Annotated in this window: 14 protein-coding genes and 1 pseudogene; 4 read left to right on the forward strand and 11 right to left on the reverse strand. The window is 61.8% G+C overall.

Translation table 11 applies throughout. The annotated features are described in order from the left end of the window. Positions 1-35: 35 nt before the first annotated feature. On the reverse strand, positions 36-590 hold the full coding sequence (locus APZ15_RS14880) for a TetR/AcrR family transcriptional regulator (RefSeq protein WP_034195867.1): 555 nt from the start codon (positions 588-590) through the stop codon (positions 36-38). 108 nt (positions 591-698) lie between these two features. Between APZ15_RS14880 and APZ15_RS14885 the strand changes: the two genes are divergently transcribed. Continuing rightward, positions 699-1,352 (forward strand): DJ-1/PfpI family protein, encoded by a 654-nt coding sequence (locus tag APZ15_RS14885; RefSeq protein ID WP_027787114.1) that lies wholly within the window; start codon positions 699-701, stop codon positions 1,350-1,352. Positions 1,353-1,587: 235 nt separating this feature from the next. Beyond that, positions 1,588-2,205 carry a 3'-5' exonuclease gene (locus APZ15_RS14890; RefSeq protein ID WP_027787113.1) on the forward strand — a complete coding sequence of 206 codons (618 nt, stop codon included), beginning with the start codon at positions 1,588-1,590 and terminating at the stop codon, positions 2,203-2,205. A 205-nt stretch (positions 2,206-2,410) separates the two neighbouring features. Here APZ15_RS14890 and APZ15_RS14895 read toward each other — a convergent pair whose 3' ends face one another. The 8 genes and pseudogenes from APZ15_RS14895 to guaB form a co-directional block, all read right to left on the reverse strand. After that, the gene (locus APZ15_RS14895) at positions 2,411-3,766 is read right to left on the reverse strand and encodes a glycosyl hydrolase family 18 protein (protein WP_080982129.1); all 1,356 of its coding nucleotides are present in this window, start codon (positions 3,764-3,766) and stop codon (positions 2,411-2,413) included. Between the two features lie 1,115 nt (positions 3,767-4,881). Then, positions 4,882-6,423 carry a caspase family protein gene (locus APZ15_RS14900; protein WP_027787111.1) on the reverse strand — a complete coding sequence of 514 codons (1,542 nt, stop codon included), beginning with the start codon at positions 6,421-6,423 and terminating at the stop codon, positions 4,882-4,884. Positions 6,424-6,698: 275 nt separating this feature from the next. Further along, on the reverse strand, positions 6,699-7,604 hold the full coding sequence (locus tag APZ15_RS40910; protein ID WP_138143285.1) for a hypothetical protein: 906 nt from the start codon (positions 7,602-7,604) through the stop codon (positions 6,699-6,701). A gap of 261 nt (positions 7,605-7,865) precedes the next feature. Next, a complete protein-coding gene (locus tag APZ15_RS14905; protein WP_027787110.1) occupies positions 7,866-8,579 on the reverse strand; it encodes a TIGR02391 family protein in 714 nt (237 codons plus the stop codon). A gap of 222 nt (positions 8,580-8,801) precedes the next feature. Further along, positions 8,802-9,182: pseudogene (locus APZ15_RS14910) on the reverse strand (Arm DNA-binding domain-containing protein); the annotation flags it as partial. A gap of 307 nt (positions 9,183-9,489) precedes the next feature. Then, a complete protein-coding gene (gene guaA, locus APZ15_RS14915; RefSeq protein WP_027787108.1) occupies positions 9,490-11,109 on the reverse strand; it encodes a glutamine-hydrolyzing GMP synthase in 1,620 nt (539 codons plus the stop codon). A 116-nt stretch (positions 11,110-11,225) separates the two neighbouring features. Continuing rightward, the gene (locus tag APZ15_RS14920; protein ID WP_027787107.1) at positions 11,226-11,837 is read right to left on the reverse strand and encodes an Asp23/Gls24 family envelope stress response protein; all 612 of its coding nucleotides are present in this window, start codon (positions 11,835-11,837) and stop codon (positions 11,226-11,228) included. A 6-nt stretch (positions 11,838-11,843) separates the two neighbouring features. Continuing rightward, a complete protein-coding gene (gene guaB / locus APZ15_RS14925) occupies positions 11,844-13,304 on the reverse strand; it encodes an IMP dehydrogenase (protein WP_027787106.1) in 1,461 nt (486 codons plus the stop codon). On the opposite strand from guaB, the gene APZ15_RS41775 reads away from it, so the two are divergent. Continuing rightward, the gene (locus APZ15_RS41775; RefSeq protein WP_155253122.1) at positions 13,303-13,581 is read left to right on the forward strand and encodes a hypothetical protein; all 279 of its coding nucleotides are present in this window, start codon (positions 13,303-13,305) and stop codon (positions 13,579-13,581) included. The two genes, guaB and APZ15_RS41775, sit on opposite strands and share 2 nt — an antisense overlap. Before the next feature lies 1 nt (position 13,582). Here APZ15_RS41775 and APZ15_RS14930 read toward each other — a convergent pair whose 3' ends face one another. Together APZ15_RS14930 and APZ15_RS14935 are read right to left on the reverse strand one after the other, a co-directional pair. After that, a complete protein-coding gene (locus APZ15_RS14930) occupies positions 13,583-14,389 on the reverse strand; it encodes a DUF2182 domain-containing protein (protein ID WP_027787105.1) in 807 nt (268 codons plus the stop codon). Positions 14,390-14,426: 37 nt separating this feature from the next. Further along, positions 14,427-15,191, reverse strand: a complete 765-nt coding sequence (locus APZ15_RS14935) for a DUF899 domain-containing protein (RefSeq protein ID WP_027787104.1) — start codon at positions 15,189-15,191, stop codon at positions 14,427-14,429. Positions 15,192-15,305: 114 nt separating this feature from the next. On the opposite strand from APZ15_RS14935, the gene APZ15_RS14940 reads away from it, so the two are divergent. Beyond that, positions 15,306-16,526 (forward strand): hypothetical protein, encoded by a 1,221-nt coding sequence (locus APZ15_RS14940; protein WP_027787103.1) that lies wholly within the window; start codon positions 15,306-15,308, stop codon positions 16,524-16,526. The last annotated feature ends 28 nt before the right edge of the window (positions 16,527-16,554 follow it).

Consider the following 16,554-nt stretch of genomic DNA (forward strand, 5'->3'; position numbering starts at 1 on the left):
CCGCGCGTGCACCGGTACGCGTGCCAGGTGACGCATCATGCGCGACGCATCGGCAGCACGCGTTCGACCATTGAAAAAGCGCGCTGCATGAAGCCGTTGAACCGGTCGGCGTCGCGCCGCAGCCCTGACTGCTGCCCACCGATCAGGCACAAGTGCACGGCCTGCCCGACGATCTCGGCCTCGCCCGGCGTGCGCACCAGCCGGCGCGACGTGTCGATCGCAAACGCGAGCCGCGCCGCGTCGACACGCTGCTGGCATTCCGCGACCAGCGGATCGTGCAATGCCCAGGCACGGATCGCAATTTCACGCCCTGGCCGTTTCTCGGCGGCAATGCGCAGGTAGCGCAACAGCGTGTCCCCGGCACCGTGGCCCTCCGCCGCATACGCCAGCATGCGCGCGGTGTAGTCGTCCTCCCACGCGGTCAGCAGGGTCCTGACGAAGTCCTCGCGATTGCGAAAGTGGTGATAGAACGATCCGCGCGTCACGTTCAGCCGACGCGCGAGGCTCTCGGCCGAAATGCCCACATACCCCTCTCCGTCGAGGGCGTCGAAGCCCGCGGCAATCCAGTCGTTTCGCGTCAGTGTGCTCATCGTCTTCGCCATACAGGCTGTGTATGGTGCGGCATGGACAGATAGGCTGCGCACTCTATCACGGCCGCCGCCGCTTCCGGCAGCGCGCCATTACGTAAGGAGTCCGCCTTGAAAGACATCGCGCTCGTCGCATTCGACCGGTTCACCGATATCGACCTGTTCCTGATGTGGGACATTCTCGGTCGCAACAGCAAGGACTGGCGCGTCCGGATCCTGGGCGCGCAGCCGGTGCTGCATTCCGCCCATGGTCTGGCGATCCCGACGCACGGCCCGCTCGCCGACGCCAATCGCGCCGACGCGGTCCTGTTTTCGAGCGGCAAGGAAGGCGTACCGGCCGCGCTCGCCGATCCCGGTTTCCTGCCGTCGTTCGATCTCGATCCCGAACGCCAGCTTGTCGGGTCGATCTGCGGCGGCGCCTTCATTCTCGAACGGCTCGGGCTGCTACCGCAGCGCCGCGCGACGACGCACCCCGAAGCGCGGCAGGGTTTGCAGGCAGTCGGGCTGCAAGTGATGGACCAGCCGCTGGTGTGTCACGGCAACGTCGCGACCGCGGGCGGATGCCTTGCGTCGCTCTACCTGACGGGATGGCTGGTCGAATCGATGTTCGATGCGGACAAGCGGCGCGAAACGCTGCTGCCCTTGCTGCCTGCCGGGCAACGGGAGATTTTCGAAGCGCTGATCGAGTTCAGTCTCGGGCAGGGTGCGGGACGCGCCACGGGCCCGATCCGGATCGTCGAAGGCGGAAACGGGATTGCGGCATGACGCGCGGGTCGATGGTCTGCCGCTAGCCGGCACCCTTCTGCATCGTCGCGCCTCATGCGTCCTGCCAGGCCAACGGCGAATCGGGACGCATTCGCGGGCGATCCCAGGCATCGATCGGATCGGCTTGCGCCGCACGGATGGTTGTTTGCCAGGCTGAACGAGTCCGTCGTGGGCCGGGAAATGCTAACCTCTCGGCCTCTCTGAACGACACCGCGTGAAGCAACAGGATTCGACCATGCAAACCGTTGCGGTACTGGACTTCGAAACAACCGGACTTTCGCCGAACCTGGGTGATCGTGCGACCGAAATCGCCGTCATCCTCCTCCGCGACGGACAAGTCGTCGATCGTTTCCAGAGCCTGATGAATGCAGGCAGACGCATACCGTCGGACGTGGTCGCGCTGACCGGCATCACGAACGAGATGATCGCATCGGCGCCTCCGACATCGAAAGTCATGAAGGAAGCGGCTGCGTTCGTCGGCAAACACGCGGTCGTCGCCCACAACGCCGGTTTCGACAAACGGTTCTGGCAGGCGGAACTCGGGCTGCTTGGCATGACGGCCGAGCATGCCTTTGCCTGCACGATGCTCGTGGCGCGGCGCATTTACCCGGACGCGCTGAGTCATCGCCTGTCGAGCCTCGCGGACATGCTGCGATTGCCGAAATCGGGGCGGGCGCACCGGGCGATGGTCGATGCCGAAATGGCCAGCCACCTGTGGTGCAGGCTGCAGCAGGACATTGCCCGGACTTACGGGCTGGATCGTATCGATCACGCGCTCATGACGCGTGTCCAGGCAACGGCGAAGGCGAAAGTGCCGATGTACCTGCGCTCGCTCGCGGGCGCGCATGCGTGAGAATCGGTCGACGGCCGCAGGCGATCGCTATCGGGCACATGACGGATTGCCGCATCACGCGTGCCACGCGACGTTTCATGACTCGGGCAGCATGTGAGCGCAAAACGGCTTGGGAATCTCCCGACACGAATTGAAAAAAGGCCATGCAGTCGCATGGCCTTGGTCAACCATTGCCGCAGGTACTGAAAAATCGTTATCAGGTGCCTCAGGCGAAAACGGCATTCAGCGTTGCAAGAATTGCGGTCTGGCTGCCCCCTGCCAACGGAACCGTCACCGTAGATCCACTGAAGCCGACCACGCTTTGTCCGGCCGGAGCAGACTGCACGAAACCATTCCGGGCGGTTGAGCCGGCCATACTGCCGAACGGGCCATAAGTGGCTCCGCTTTTCCCGGTCAACGTGAGTTGCAAAACACATTGCCAGCCGTACCACACGCCCGTGTAGCCGGAAATGGACACGATCGGATCGTCAAGCGGAATATTGATGACCTGGGCAGTCCCGCTGTTTCCGCCGTGTTGCAACAAGGTAAATATTCCGGTTCCCGTTCCCTGGGTGCCGGTGTTATATGGTCCCGTCCCGGTATTGACGGCCTGAACCGCGTTGAGTACGTCGCCTGACCGGATCGTCATTCGGGTTAGGTTGGGATTACCTGCGGCGCTGATAATCGGTGTGTCGTCGAAGGCGTTGCTGGTGGGCGGATTTCCGAGTTGATCGAGAATCATGAACTGCGCCTGCTCGAACTGGAAGTTTCCCGAATTGAAGCGCCAGACAAAAATATCCTGATAATCGTACCGCGTACCCCCGGAAGAAAAACCTTCCGAAACCATGCTCCAGACCTGTTGCGCACTGGCATTGGGGGCGGAATTTCCCGGCTCGAACTGAGCGCCATAGCCAATCCTGGACGGCGATATGCCGGCATCAAGAAAATCCGATAGCGGCGTGCCGTCGTAGAATTGCGGAGAGATAAAATCGAACTGGCTATTGACCGTAGCGTAATCAATCGAACTGGTGGGCCATGCGGGCGTGAATGACAGATAATATTTCACCGGCTGACGATCGAATTCGGCGCGAATTGAAGAGAACAGAATCTGAAACTGCGTTCGCGTCATTTTATCGGAAACATCGCCTTCCCAATCGATATCCAGGCCATTCATTCCATTATTCTGGAGATATGTCACCAGATTATTCGCAAAGTTGGCCGCCTGTGTTTGCGGATCTCCTCCTCCCGTGAAAACCGCCGCCAATGTATTGGCACCGGAATACACCATCGTGGCCAGAAATTTAATTCCAGGATTCACCTGACGCGCATCACGGAGTACAAAATTCAAATAATCCTGATTGGTCAGCCCACCCGAATGCGACGCGTTGCCGATCTGGATCGTGGAACCCTGTGCGGCGGGAACGACCTCAAAAAAAGCAATGCCAAGAAAATTTGCACTGTCGTAAACCTTGCAATCGATCAGCGATTGATAGCAACTTTCGGGACTGTTGTAGTTGGTTTGTGGCGGTTCGTCTTCGTTCAAGAAAATCCACGCATTGATGCCGTTTTGTAGGTTTGCCATTTTTCTTTCCTGTGACGTAGCGTTTTTTGGCGGTGGCGCGCGACGCTGCAACTACAGTAGAAGGCCACCAAATACCACGGCCAATTGACCGTGGCGCATCGGCAATGCGGTCACGCCCGGAGACGACACAGCCCCGCAATGAACCAAGGCGTTCCACGTTGCTGAAGACCATTATAGGAAGTGGCAAAAGATAAAACGGTGCCAACTGCGCGAAAAAAATATCGATCCTTTGGAGAAACACGCGACACCAATTCAACGACAAAATCCCTGTCGAGCGCAACAATGCACTTTCGGATTCGCCATTCCGGCTTCATTACGCCAACTGGCGATGCATTCAGTGAAAAGCTTCGACACGGCGCGCGGCCGCCATCGTTTCTCTTCACTCAATAATGCAGGTAATCGTATCGAAGAAAGGAAATATGCCCGCCGGAGATACTGCGACACGCACACCGTCGCGGTCGGCGATCTTGTACAGGGCTGTACGGGATTCAAGAGGATTGCGGAATGCGAATTCAGTGAGCCTCGTTTTTTGTTCTCGTGATTGGTACCGCTTTTACCGTTACCAATCACGAGCCCTCGATGTGCCCGCAAACCCGCACCGCGCCCCGCATTCTGGAAGGATTTTTACTGCCACGACTGAATCCCGTTGCCGACAGATTATCGAGTCGCAATCGTGCATTCGGCTACTGCCCGCCCCACTGTCACTTGCAGCGCATACGCGGCGGGCAGTCTCCGGATTCGTAGAAAGTTCGCTTCTACGTCAATTGCTTACAACCATGCGGATCGCAACGAAAATCCTGCAAGATCCTGCGTAAGCCAATGATTCAAGAGGAGCTTTTTACCGCTCACTCCCACTCGGTCATCAATGAGACTCGCAAGTCCGCGATTTTAAGGATTTTTTAGTGATCGACATCGGCCTTTACCGCCACCTTTACCGTCAGAAGCGCAGGTCTTTGCTGGGGCGGGAGATGGAGCGACTTGTGGAGCCAGACACTTTCGGGCTTATCGTCGATCACGATGCATTTTAGCGCGCTTGGATCCGCAATGCGATCCTACATACGAGTGTGTCGACTCGCGCGAACCATATCCCCCATCGCCGTCGCGTAGCCCTAGCCCTACCGTCGCTGAATCTTGCCGCGTGCCGAAACGGGAGCGGGCCGAGGACGCGGAGGCGCCAGCATCGGGCTCGCACGGCTGGTGCCGAGTTGAAATTTCTGTGCCGCATCTACCAGTTCCAGCGTTCCGGACCGTCCAAACGAAATCTCAAGCCGACGCCTTTTCAGATCAAACGTGAAAGTGACGCCATCTCGCTGATACGTAGCACGCTTCGAGCGGTCGTCATCGTGAACGTCACCGCCTTGGTTCTCCTGGATGTCCTCAAGCTTTTCGACCAAATCATCGAAGGTGTCGTCCATACGCTCGAACTCGACAACCAGACAGTCGAACGTTGTGCCAAAAATTTCGTCGATTGCAGCACGATGTTCGTCCCAACCCTGGCGCAACTCCAGCCGGCGACGAACGATGTATTCGGAAGAATCGTCGGGATTCTGTCCGGTCTCAACCGAGTAACGAAACGCAGCAGTGTCCAAGTCACCGCCGCCGCTGTCTTCAGCCTTTCGCACATCTTTGCGCCGCGCATTGAGTGCCTTTCGCGAAGTTTCATAGAGTTCCTGCAACTCGTCCGCCACCTGCTCAGTGAGGAGGCGCTGACACCAAGCTTCCGCCGATTCGCTCGCCTCGGTTGGCACGGTGTGGTACCCGCGCTTAAAGCCTGCGAGGGTGCGAATTTCACCAGTTTCGGTCCCTTCAAGGAACTCGCTACTGTTCCGCAGAGTAATTCCGGCCAATGCCTCGTCTGCAGGCACCGCGGGAGCGCGCGGGACGTAGCGGATCTGGAAGCTATTGGTTCCCGACAGAATAGCCTGCGGCGTTTGGCTTCCACGCACCTGCATCTCGCGAGTGATGTATCGTGGGATTTCCTGACGGAGATGATCCCGCAAGCCGAAGTCGGTCAACCAATGATCCCGTGTCAACGCGTCGGGCGCCCGACCCTCAATTGCTTCGAGCAGGAAATAAGTCCACACGCCGTGCTGTAGCGTCGTTGATGGATAGGATTTCTCGCCTGGCGAGCACGAGAGGAAGACGCCAAGGTACCAGCCGCTGCCGAGGAATTCCCTGACCTCGGCCGCATCGAGATTGGAAATGACATCTCGCGACTTGACCGCACCACTGAACTTCTCGGCGCATGCGTCGACGAAAACGAGTGCTTGACGGCACGCACTTTCCGCTAGCGGCTCCAAGAGATCGTCGCGCATTGGCAGCGAAGTATTCTCAATGTTGGTGCGGTTCGTGTCGTAAGTGCTCAGGCGGTTTCCACCTGCGCCGTGAAATCCGTGGCCGGCGTAGTAGAAAATGAAGAGCTCGTCCTCTGCGAGATTCTGGATTGTGTACTTTAATTCATCGCGCAAAGCCGCAAGGCTCGCCTGCGCATCTTTGAGCACATGCACCGAAAGAGCGTCGTCAGGTAGATCGGCATAAATTCTCCGAATGGCATTAGCAAACGCATCGCCATCAGCATGCGCAAAATCGACAAGTGGCAACGCGTCGCCACTTGAAGGCTTTCGATAACTCTCAAGCGCCACGACAAAGGCGGTCACACGAGAAAAACTGCGCTTCGATGGAGCGCCCCCTCTAACAATTCCGCACCAACACTTATTCGCTTAGCCATTGTTACCCTCGTCAATAAACTCACGCTCAAACGGTCAGACATCGGTGCGTAGGCAATCCATCGCCACATCGACGTTCGAGATATTGGCGAATTTCCTTAAATCACCCCACACACCGCCAACAGGTCTCGCAGGGATCAAGCATTAAGTGATTTAATTTTTTGAATCATCTACGGCCGGAAGATTAAATTCATCAACACCCCCAACTATTCGATGGTCAAATAATCGCCTGGATTGTTTTTTACATCGCCCGGACGCGGCCTCCTCCCCATGTATACAAACTCCATCAACGAGTTGAATTCTTTAACACCCTCAGACTCTCCCTCTACGAAACCGACCTTTCTATAAAGCTCAATAGCACTTTCGAAGTCATAATAAAGCGGACCATGTTGATCAATCGTTTTAGCCACGGTCCTCACTCTTTTCGCGCATAGCTCGTACATACTCGGAGCACTTTCCACTAATTTCTCGGCTATAGCGTGGCCAAAGCTCTCGGCCATATCACGCGCCCCCTTCTCGGATATCGATGGCAAGGCACTTAGCTGCTCTTTACGCTCATCAAGCCATGCTAGAGCAGCCTCCTCATCAAATGCCTTCAATGTCGCCAACGACAACTTGTCGATTAATATCAAATTAGCAGGATCTTGACTGTAAAGTACGCTCAATGACAAATAACGTACCGTTGGAGGCAAAATGGAAAACGCGGAAGTAATGCGCTCATTTTCGCCGAAAGCATGGCGCCGAAAATAATCAATAAATAAATACGCATATAAATCAAACAGGGCCAACACCATTTCATGCACATCCTGCTCGGATGCACTGCTTAGCTCTTCAGTATGCGTAAATTTACTGCCGACCGCATTAATCCTTTCAACAGATGAAATTAAAAAATGATCGTTATTACTCTTTTCCACAAGTGATTTTTTTGTCGTTGGCGAACCTAGATTAAGACGTTGGCCATCGGGCATGTCCAATAGTTTTCGAACAACGATCTCCGCATATTGTCTTATAGTGGATGCTTTCCCTCTAAGCGACCGGTCAACGAGATAGAAGGCATCGTTAAGGAGATCCTGCAACATCGCCTCATAGGCTTGGTTATTGAAATTCGGCATCTATGCCCTTTGAAGTAGTCATAAAATTCGGGCTACGCAGCAATTTTTTATCCCATGCAGCCCCGTGATCCTAATCACCGGCCTCGCTCGACCGCGGTTGCCCGTGTGATGGTGTGCGGCCTGTTCCGCTTTAGAAAGCCCTGATACAGAAGCATATTGCGAAGGTTCGATTCTTTGCGTTGCCTGCACTCTTTCGCAGGTCATTTCTAAGTCCCAGTTGCTCGCAGTCGTATCGAGAATCCCCGATGCAACTGGCACGACTCAGGTCTTCGGAGCGTCTTTCGCTTCATAGATCCGTCGGACTAGGAGGCTGGCGAAGATCAGATACTGCGCGGCCTTCTCCGGGTCGAGATCATGATTTAGCGAATGAGCCTTGGGATTACGAATGCCAAGGTAAGCACCGACCAAAATTTGCATGAATCCCTTCTGGTCATTTCTGCCCGATTCCGTGTCAAGTTCACTGAGGATCAGGTGTGGCTTTTCCAAGCTCAACACTTGCGTCGCGAGCGCCGCGCCGTCGAGATCCAGGCCGGTGCGCTCTCGCATCAGATCAAAGATTGCGACCACCGAGTTCAATACGGCATCGCGGTAGTGTCCGTCCACATAGTGCTGGAAGGCATGCGCGAAGATTACCGGATGCAGCAGTTCCTCGAAGCCTATGCTCGGTTTGGTGCCCGTCGCGTCGCGCACATGCGCTTCTGCCCTCACCTCAACCTGGGGTAGATCGCGCGCAAGGATGTCGTCGTAATCATTAGCGTCGCCAAATCCGATATGCCTCCCAAGATTTCCCATGTCTTGCTCCGGGAACCCTGCGCCGGTCCACAGCTTGCGCAGCAGTTGATAGTCGGCTTTCAAATAGCCATTAATCAACTTGGCTCCTGCTTTATCGTCGCTAGCAAGGAGGCCTTGTGCATCGATCGCTTTCTGACGCATTGCCCGAAACAGGGAATTTACCTCCAAGTACCATTCAAGCATTGCGTCTCTCCCCGGTTGATCGTTTCCATTTAACAAGGCATCACTAACGCCGCATGACGCCTGAGCGACTGTCGGCATCGTCGCGCAACGTACGGGCGTTCGTACCTCTACTTTTTTCTCAGCATCAGCTGAATCATGGCGAACAGGCGATGGAACAGGTAGTCAACCTGGTCCACATCGATCACCGGCACCTGGCTGATCTCCGAATGCCGAATGAGGTGACTGTTTCCAATAGACTGAACGCCGCATGTCCCGCGTGGAGTCAGCCATCTGGTACCCGCGCAGCCATTTTTCCGCCCAGGCGTCGAAAGTCTCCGCGTCCTTGATGCGGGCCTTGTCCCGCGCCTTCTCCTTGGCCGGCGACTTTCCAGCCGCAATCATCTTCTTGGCCTCACCAAGACGCTCGCGCGCCTCCGAAAGGGTAATGCCCCCGACTGCGTACCGGCCAAACGTGATGGTTTCCTGCCGGCCGTGGATCGAGTAGTTATAACGAAACGAGATAGCTCCGGCAGCCGTGACGGCAACATAGAGGCCATCGCGGTCGTTCACCTTGTACAGCTTGTTCTTCGGCTTGAGGTTGCGCAGCTTGGTATCGGTCAGCATGATCGGTGTTCAGATTCGGTACAAATACCATGATCTGGGGACCGTCCAATTCCGGATGAAAAACACGAAAAATCAATGTGTTATCCAGAATCAATACCATGATGCGCCGCAAAGCAGGCGCATGGTATCGGTAGCACGTCATGGCATCACGCAGAAACGATACCATCGTTCATACCATAAGGAAAACGTGCTTGAGGGTGCCGGAAGATACCGGCCATTGCCAGACAGGAATGCAAAAAAGCCCGCAAAATCGCGGGCTTAGGTGTGTTTTACTGCCAACGGATGCCGGCCGGTGCCGGACGCCGGATCACTCCCACTCGATCGTCGCCGGCGGCTTGCCCGAGATGTCGTACACGACCCGGTTGATCCCGCGCACCTCGTTGATGATCCGGTTCGACGCGCGGCCGAGCAGCGCGTACGGCAGGTGCGCCCAGTGTGCGGTCATGAAGTCGGTCGTCTGCACGGCGCGCAGCGACGTCACGTAGTCATACGTGCGGCCATCGCCCATCACGCCCACCGACTTGACCGGCAGAAACACCGCGAACGCCTGGCTCGTCAGGTCGTACCAGGTCTTGCCGACATCGGCTTCGCCGCACAGGCCGGCAGCCGCATCCTGCGCGGTCGCGGTCGTGTTGCGCAGTTCCTCGATGAAGATCGCGTCCGCGCGGCGCAGCAGGTCCGCGTATTCGCGCTTCACTTCGCCGAGAATCCGCACGCCGAGGCCCGGGCCCGGGAACGGATGGCGGTACACCATCTCCGGCGGCAGGCCGAGTGCGACACCCAGCTCGCGCACTTCGTCCTTGAACAGGTCGCGCAGCGGCTCGAGCAGCTTCAGGCCGAGCGTTTCCGGCAGACCACCGACGTTGTGGTGGCTCTTGATCGTGGTCGCCTTCTTCGTCTTCGTGCCGCCCGATTCGACCACGTCCGGGTAGATCGTGCCCTGCGCGAGCCACTTCGCCTTCGACAGCTTCTTCGCCTCGGCCTGGAACACCTCGACGAACTCGCGGCCGATGATCTTGCGCTTCGCTTCCGGATCGGTCACGCCGGCCAGGTGGCCGAGGAACTGTTCGGATGCGTCGACGTGCACGACCTTCGCATGCAGGCGGCCTTCGAACATGTCGAGCACCATCTTGCCTTCGTTGAGGCGCAGCAGGCCGTGGTCGACGAACACGCAGGTCAACTGATCGCCGATCGCGCGATGGATCAGCGCGGCTGCGACGCTCGAATCGACACCGCCCGACAGGCCGAGAATCACTTCCTCGTCACCGACCTGCTCGCGGATCTTCGCGACGGCTTCCTCGATGTGATTCTTCATGATCCAGTCGGGCTTCGCGCCGGCGATCTGCAGCACGAAGCGCTCGATGATCTGGCGGCCCTTCACCGTGTGCGTGACTTCCGGGTGGAACTGCACCGCGTAGTAGCCGCGCGCCTCGTCGGCCATGCCGGCGATCGGGCAGCTCGGCGTCGACGCCATCAGCGCGAAGCCCGGCGGCAGCTCGGCAACCTTGTCGCCGTGGCTCATCCAGACCTTCAGCATCCCGTGGCCTTCGTCGGTCTTGAAATCCTCGATGCCGTCGAGCAGGCGCGTATGGCCATGCGCGCGCATTTCCGCGTAACCGAATTCGCGGTGGTCGCTCCACTCGACCTTGCCGCCGAGCTGCACGGCCATCGTCTGCATGCCGTAGCAGATGCCGAGCACCGGCACGCCGAGATCCCACACGGCCTGCGGCGCGCGCAGCTGGTGGTCTTCGTACGTGCTCGCGTGGCTGCCCGACAGGATCACCGCCTTCGGCGCGAATTCGCGGACGAAGTCGTCGGACACGTCGTTCGGATGGATTTCGCAGTAGACGTGCGCTTCACGCACGCGGCGCGCGATCAGTTGGGTGACTTGCGAACCGAAGTCGAGAATCAGGATTTTGTCGTGCATGGCTGCGGACGGGATGAAGAGAATAAGAAAAGCAGCGCATCGTTTGCATCATGCGCTGCGTCACAAGCAAGGACAGCGGCGTCGGGCGGAAGGCAGCACGCGCGACGCATGGCCGGTCAATCCTGCATCGGCGGGCGCTCGTCGAGTGCGACGGTGCCTGACGACGATTGGCCGGATGCGGCCGATGACGATGCGGCGGCCGGCGACGGCGCCACGGGGCGGCTGACGACGGGTTCGACACGCTGCGGCGCGGCCGACGACGCTTGCGCCATCGCAGGTTCGTCCGGACGCGACGCCGGCGCGCGCGCCTCGAGCGCCTGCGCTTTTTCGCGCCGGCGCACGGCCGATGCGAGCCGCACGCCGCCGAGACCGAGCACGATCAGTGCGACACCCGCCACGGCCGACAGCACCCTGCCGGCGGCGGCGAGCGCGGGACCGCTGCCGGTGCCGATCGACCAGACGATCGTCAGCGCGCCGGTCAGCCAGTACACATGGCCGACCGCGCGCGCGACAGGCGCGGTGAGATCCCCGTTGAACGCTGCATGAAACGCGAGCCACGCGAGCCCGAGCAACGCGATGCCGAACGCCTGGCCGAGCATCGCCGGCTGGACGTTCGCGAGCTGCAGCGCGTTGAAGAGCGACTGCCAGGGCGTCAGCACGAACAGCACGCCGAACGCCAGCAGCAGCACGGCATCGATGATCAGCACGGCTCGCAGCAGCGGTTTCATCGGCGATCAGTCCACGTGGTAGTTCGGCGCTTCCTTCGTGATCTGCACGTCGTGCACGTGCGACTCGCGCATGCCTGCCGCGGTGATCTGGACGAATTCCGCCTTGTCGTGCAGCTCGTCGATCGTGCGGCAGCCGCAGTAGCCCATGCTGGCGCGCACACCGCCGACCAGCTGGAACAGGATCGCGTTAACCGAACCCTTGTACGCGACACGGCCTTCGATGCCTTCCGGCACGAGCTTGTCGATGTTCGCCGAGTTGTCCTGGAAGTAGCGGTCCGCCGCGCCGTCCTTCATCGCACCGACCGAACCCATGCCGCGATACGACTTGTACTGGCGGCCCTGATACAGGAACACGTCGCCCGGCGCCTCTTCGGTGCCCGCGAGCATGCTGCCCATCATCACCGCGTTCGCGCCGGCCGCGAGGGCCTTCGACACGTCGCCCGAGAAGCGCACGCCGCCGTCGGCGATGCACGGCACGCCCGTGCCCTTCAGCGCTTCCGCGACGTTCGCGATCGCGCTGATCTGCGGCACGCCGACACCGGCGACGATCCGCGTCGTGCAGATCGAACCCGGGCCGATACCGACCTTGACCGCGTCCGCGCCGTATTCGACGAGCGCCTTCGCGGCGGCGGCCGTCGCGATGTTGCCGCCGATCACTTCGACGTGCGGGAAGTTCTGCTTGACCCAGCGAACGCGCTCGAGCACGCCCTTGCTGTGGCCGTGCGCGGTATCGACCACGATCACGTCGACGCCGGCCTGCACCAGCAGCTCGACGCGCTCTTCGTTGTCCGGGCCGACGCCGACCGCCGCGCCTGCGCGCAGCTTGCCGTGTTCGTCCTTGCACGCATCCGGGTGCTCGGTCTGCTTCGTGATGTCCTTGACGGTCATCAGGCCGCGCAGTTCGAACGCGTCGTTGACGACCAGCACGCGCTCGAGGCGGTGGCTGTGCATCAGCGCCTTCGCTTCGGCGAGCGGCGTGCCTTCCTTGACCGTGACGAGGCGCTCGCGCGGCGTCATGATCGACTTGACCGGCTCATCGAGGCGCGTTTCGAAACGCAGGTCGCGGTTCGTGACGATGCCGACGAGCTGCGGGCCTTCGACGACCGGGAAGCCCGAGATGCCATGCTGGCGCGACAGCGCGATCACGTCGCGCACCTTCATTTGCGGCGGCACCGTGATCGGATCGCGGACGACGCCCGACTCGAAACGCTTGACCTTCGCGACTTCGCGGGCCTGCTCGGCCGGCGTGAGGTTCTTGTGGACGATACCGACGCCACCCTGCTGGGCCATCGCGATCGCGAGGCGACCTTCGGTGACCGTGTCCATCGCGGCGGACACGAGCGGCATGTTCAGGGAGATGTTGCGGGTCAGCTTGGTCTTGAGGCTGGTGTCGCGCGGGAGAACGTCGGAGAAGGCGGGAACGAGGAGCACATCATCGAAAGTGAGTGCTTTTTGGATCAGACGCATGGCAAATCCTATGGGCGCAAAAGCGAATTATACGCGAAGCGCCGTGAATTTTCACAACACGAACAACGGCTTAGCCGGTTTCGGCCGTTCGGGGGCCGAATCGTTCGGTTCGCCGTTCGGTTCGTTTTCGATCGTCTTTCGTTTCACCGCCGCATCGAGCCATTCGCGCAACGGGCGGCAATATGGCCCGTCGGCCTGTTGCAAACGGACCACGCAGCCGAAGCAGCCACGGCGAAGCAAGGCCCGGCAACGTGTCGAATCGGCCTGCCTACCCTGAGTTATAGCAGCCCTGCCGCGCGCGCGATCATCGCGATGCCGCCGCCGACCGCCACGCAACCGGCGATCCGCTCGACACGCCCGCCGGGCGGCGCGAGGCGCTCGGCGGTGAGCGCGACCGTCACGGCGGCCATCACACGCAGGTCCATCATGCCGGCCGCCAGCGTGATCGCCATCAGGTTCCCGCAACAGGCGCCGCAGTGCATGGCGCCCCGCACGCCGTGCCACCATGCCGCACCGGCAACTGCCGACGACCGGTGTACGTCGCCTGCCGCATGCCGGCAGCACGCCAGCCGCCGGGCCTTCCACGCGGAAAATTGCAGCATGCCCGCAACCGACACGACCGCGCCGGCCGCAAACGGCAGCGCGCGGGCAAGCGCAGGCAGCCGTGCGGCGGCGGCCGTCAGCGCGGCGCCAGCCGGAAACACGAGCGCCCCGAGCGCCATCCACACCGCGAAGTACCCGGCGCCCGCCACGACGACGAGCCAGGCGGAACGCGCCGTCGCCATCGGGCCGATGCGCTGCCGGTATCGCCAGAGCATCGGCGCCAGCACCGGCAGCATCATCGTCACCGTCATCGCGCCCCACATTCCGGCGAACGCCGCGAATGCGCGTCCGGCGCCCCGGCCGCACGGCTGCAGCCATGCGGCCGAAGCCATCCAGCCGCCGGCCATCGGTTCGCGCCCCATCGCGGCCATCGACGCATGCTGCGCCACGGTCGCGAGCGCGGCAACGGCGAACACGGCCACGAGCGCCGCGCCGAAGGCTCGCGGATCGGGGCCCGCGTCGCCGGCCGGCGGCCGCGCCATCGCCCGCACCGCCCGCCCCCGCCCGTCGCCGGCGCGCTCAGCCGCGTGCGTACTCGTCATGACGGCGCCACCACGGGCCGGCCTCGTTGCGTCCGCGCGGCGCGCGATCGAGCCACTGGTACATCCCCCACAGCCCGTCGAGCCCGCGCGCATAGGTGGAGTACGTGTGATAAACGGCGCCGTCCTCGCGCACGAACGCGCTCATCCCCGGCCGGTCGAGCGAATACGTGAGCGCATCGGTGCCGCACGTCGCAGCGAACTGCACGACGGGTGCCGGCGGCGGATCCATGTCCATCGCGTGGCCGGCCAGCGCGTAGTTGTATTCGACGGTGCCCGCGCGCTGCTGCGTTTCGGTGAACGACACATTGAAGTCGAAGTTGAAATCGCTGCCGACCGACGACGCCCACGGGAAGCGCCACCCCATCCGCTGCCGGTAAGCGAGGAGTGTCGCGAGCGGCGCACGCGACACGGCGGCGAGCGTCACGTCGTGGTTCGCCAGGTGCACGGCGAAGCCGTCGAAACCGTCGGCGAGCGCCGAACACGACGGGCAGCCTGCCTTGTAGTCGGGGCCGAACATGAAGTGATAGACGAGCAGTTGCGAACGGCCGCGAAACAGGTCGCCAAGCGTGGCCTGCCCGTCTTCGGTGTCGAACCGGTAGGTCTTGTCGATGCGTACCCAGGGCAGCGCCTGGCGCCGCCGCGCGAGTTCGTCGCTTTGCCGCGTCAGCGCCTTTTCCGCGTCGAGCAGCGCGCGCCGCGCGGCCAGCCATTCGTCGCGCGTTCCGGTGAGATGGGTCGTCATTGCGGGTTCCTCCTTCCGATGGGTAGCCGGGCACGGCGTCCGGTGCCGTGTGCGTGGTGCTAGATTAGTGGCGGGCATCGGGCCGGAGGGAGTGACAAGTGTGTCGGGATTCGGATGGATTCGCTGATCACGGCGGCCGCGCGCGCGCTCGCGGCCGGTGACGCGCTCGGCGCGCTGAACCGCGTCGCGCTGCGCGACGACGCGCCGGCGCTCGCGCTGCGCGGGATCGCGATGGCGCAGCTCGGCGATTTCGAACGCGCGCGCACACTCGTGCGCGGCGCCGCACGCGCGTTCGGCACCCGGGAGGCCGTGGCGCGTGCGCGCTGCGTCGTCGCGGAAGCGGAGATCGCGCTCGCATCGCGCGACTTGCGCTGGCCGACACGCGCGCTCGATGCCGCCTGTGCGACGCTCGACGCACACGGTGACCGCGCGAACGCCGCGCACGCGCGCTATCTCGGCGTGCGCCGGCTGCTGCTGGTCGGCCAGCTCGACGACGCCGAACGGATGCTCGCGAATCTCGATCCCGCACCGCTGCCGGCTGCATCGCGCGCCGCCCATGAGCTGATCGCGGCCGGCATCGCGATGCGCCGCATCCGCACGCAGGCGGCCCGCGCGGCGCTCGTGCGGGCGCGCGCGGCGGCCCGCGACGCCGGCATCGCCGCGCTGACGGCCGAAATCGACACCGCGGCACGCGTGCTCGACGCACCGGCCGCGCGCCTCATCGCGCGCGGCACGTCGCGGCTCGTGCAGCTCGACGAAGTCGAGACGCTGTTCGCGTCGAACGCACTCGTCGTCGACGCGTGCCGCCACACGGTACGCGACGCGCGCACGACCGTGTCGCTCGCGCGACGGCCCGTGCTGTTCGTGCTCGCCCGCGCGCTCGGCGAGGCGTGGCCGGCCGACGTGTCGCGAAACGCGCTCGTCGCGGCCGCGTTCCGCGCGAAACATGCGGACGAATCGCATCGCGCGCGCCTGCGCGTCGAGATCGGCCGGCTGCGCGCGGTGCTGCGGCCGCTCGCAAACATCGTCGCGACGCCGTGCGGCTTTGCGCTCGAACCGCTCGGCGTACGCGAGACCGTCGTCCTCGCGCGCCCGGTCGACGATCGCCACGCAGCCGTACTCGCGCTCCTCGCCGATGGCGAAGCATGGTCGAGCTCCGCGCTGGCGCTGGCCCTCGGCGCGAGCCAGCGCACCGTGCAGCGCGCGCTCGACGTGCTCGCCGAAGCGGACAAGGTCCAACCGCTCGGCCGCGGCCGCGCGCGCCGCTGGATGACGCCGCCGCTGCCCGGTTTCGCGACGACCTTGTTACTCCCTGCCCCGCTGCCGGGAGATTAGGATGACCTCACCGAACGACGAGGCGACG

Source organism: Burkholderia cepacia ATCC 25416 (assembly GCF_001411495.1).
Classification (GTDB): Bacteria; Pseudomonadota; Gammaproteobacteria; order Burkholderiales; family Burkholderiaceae; genus Burkholderia; species Burkholderia cepacia.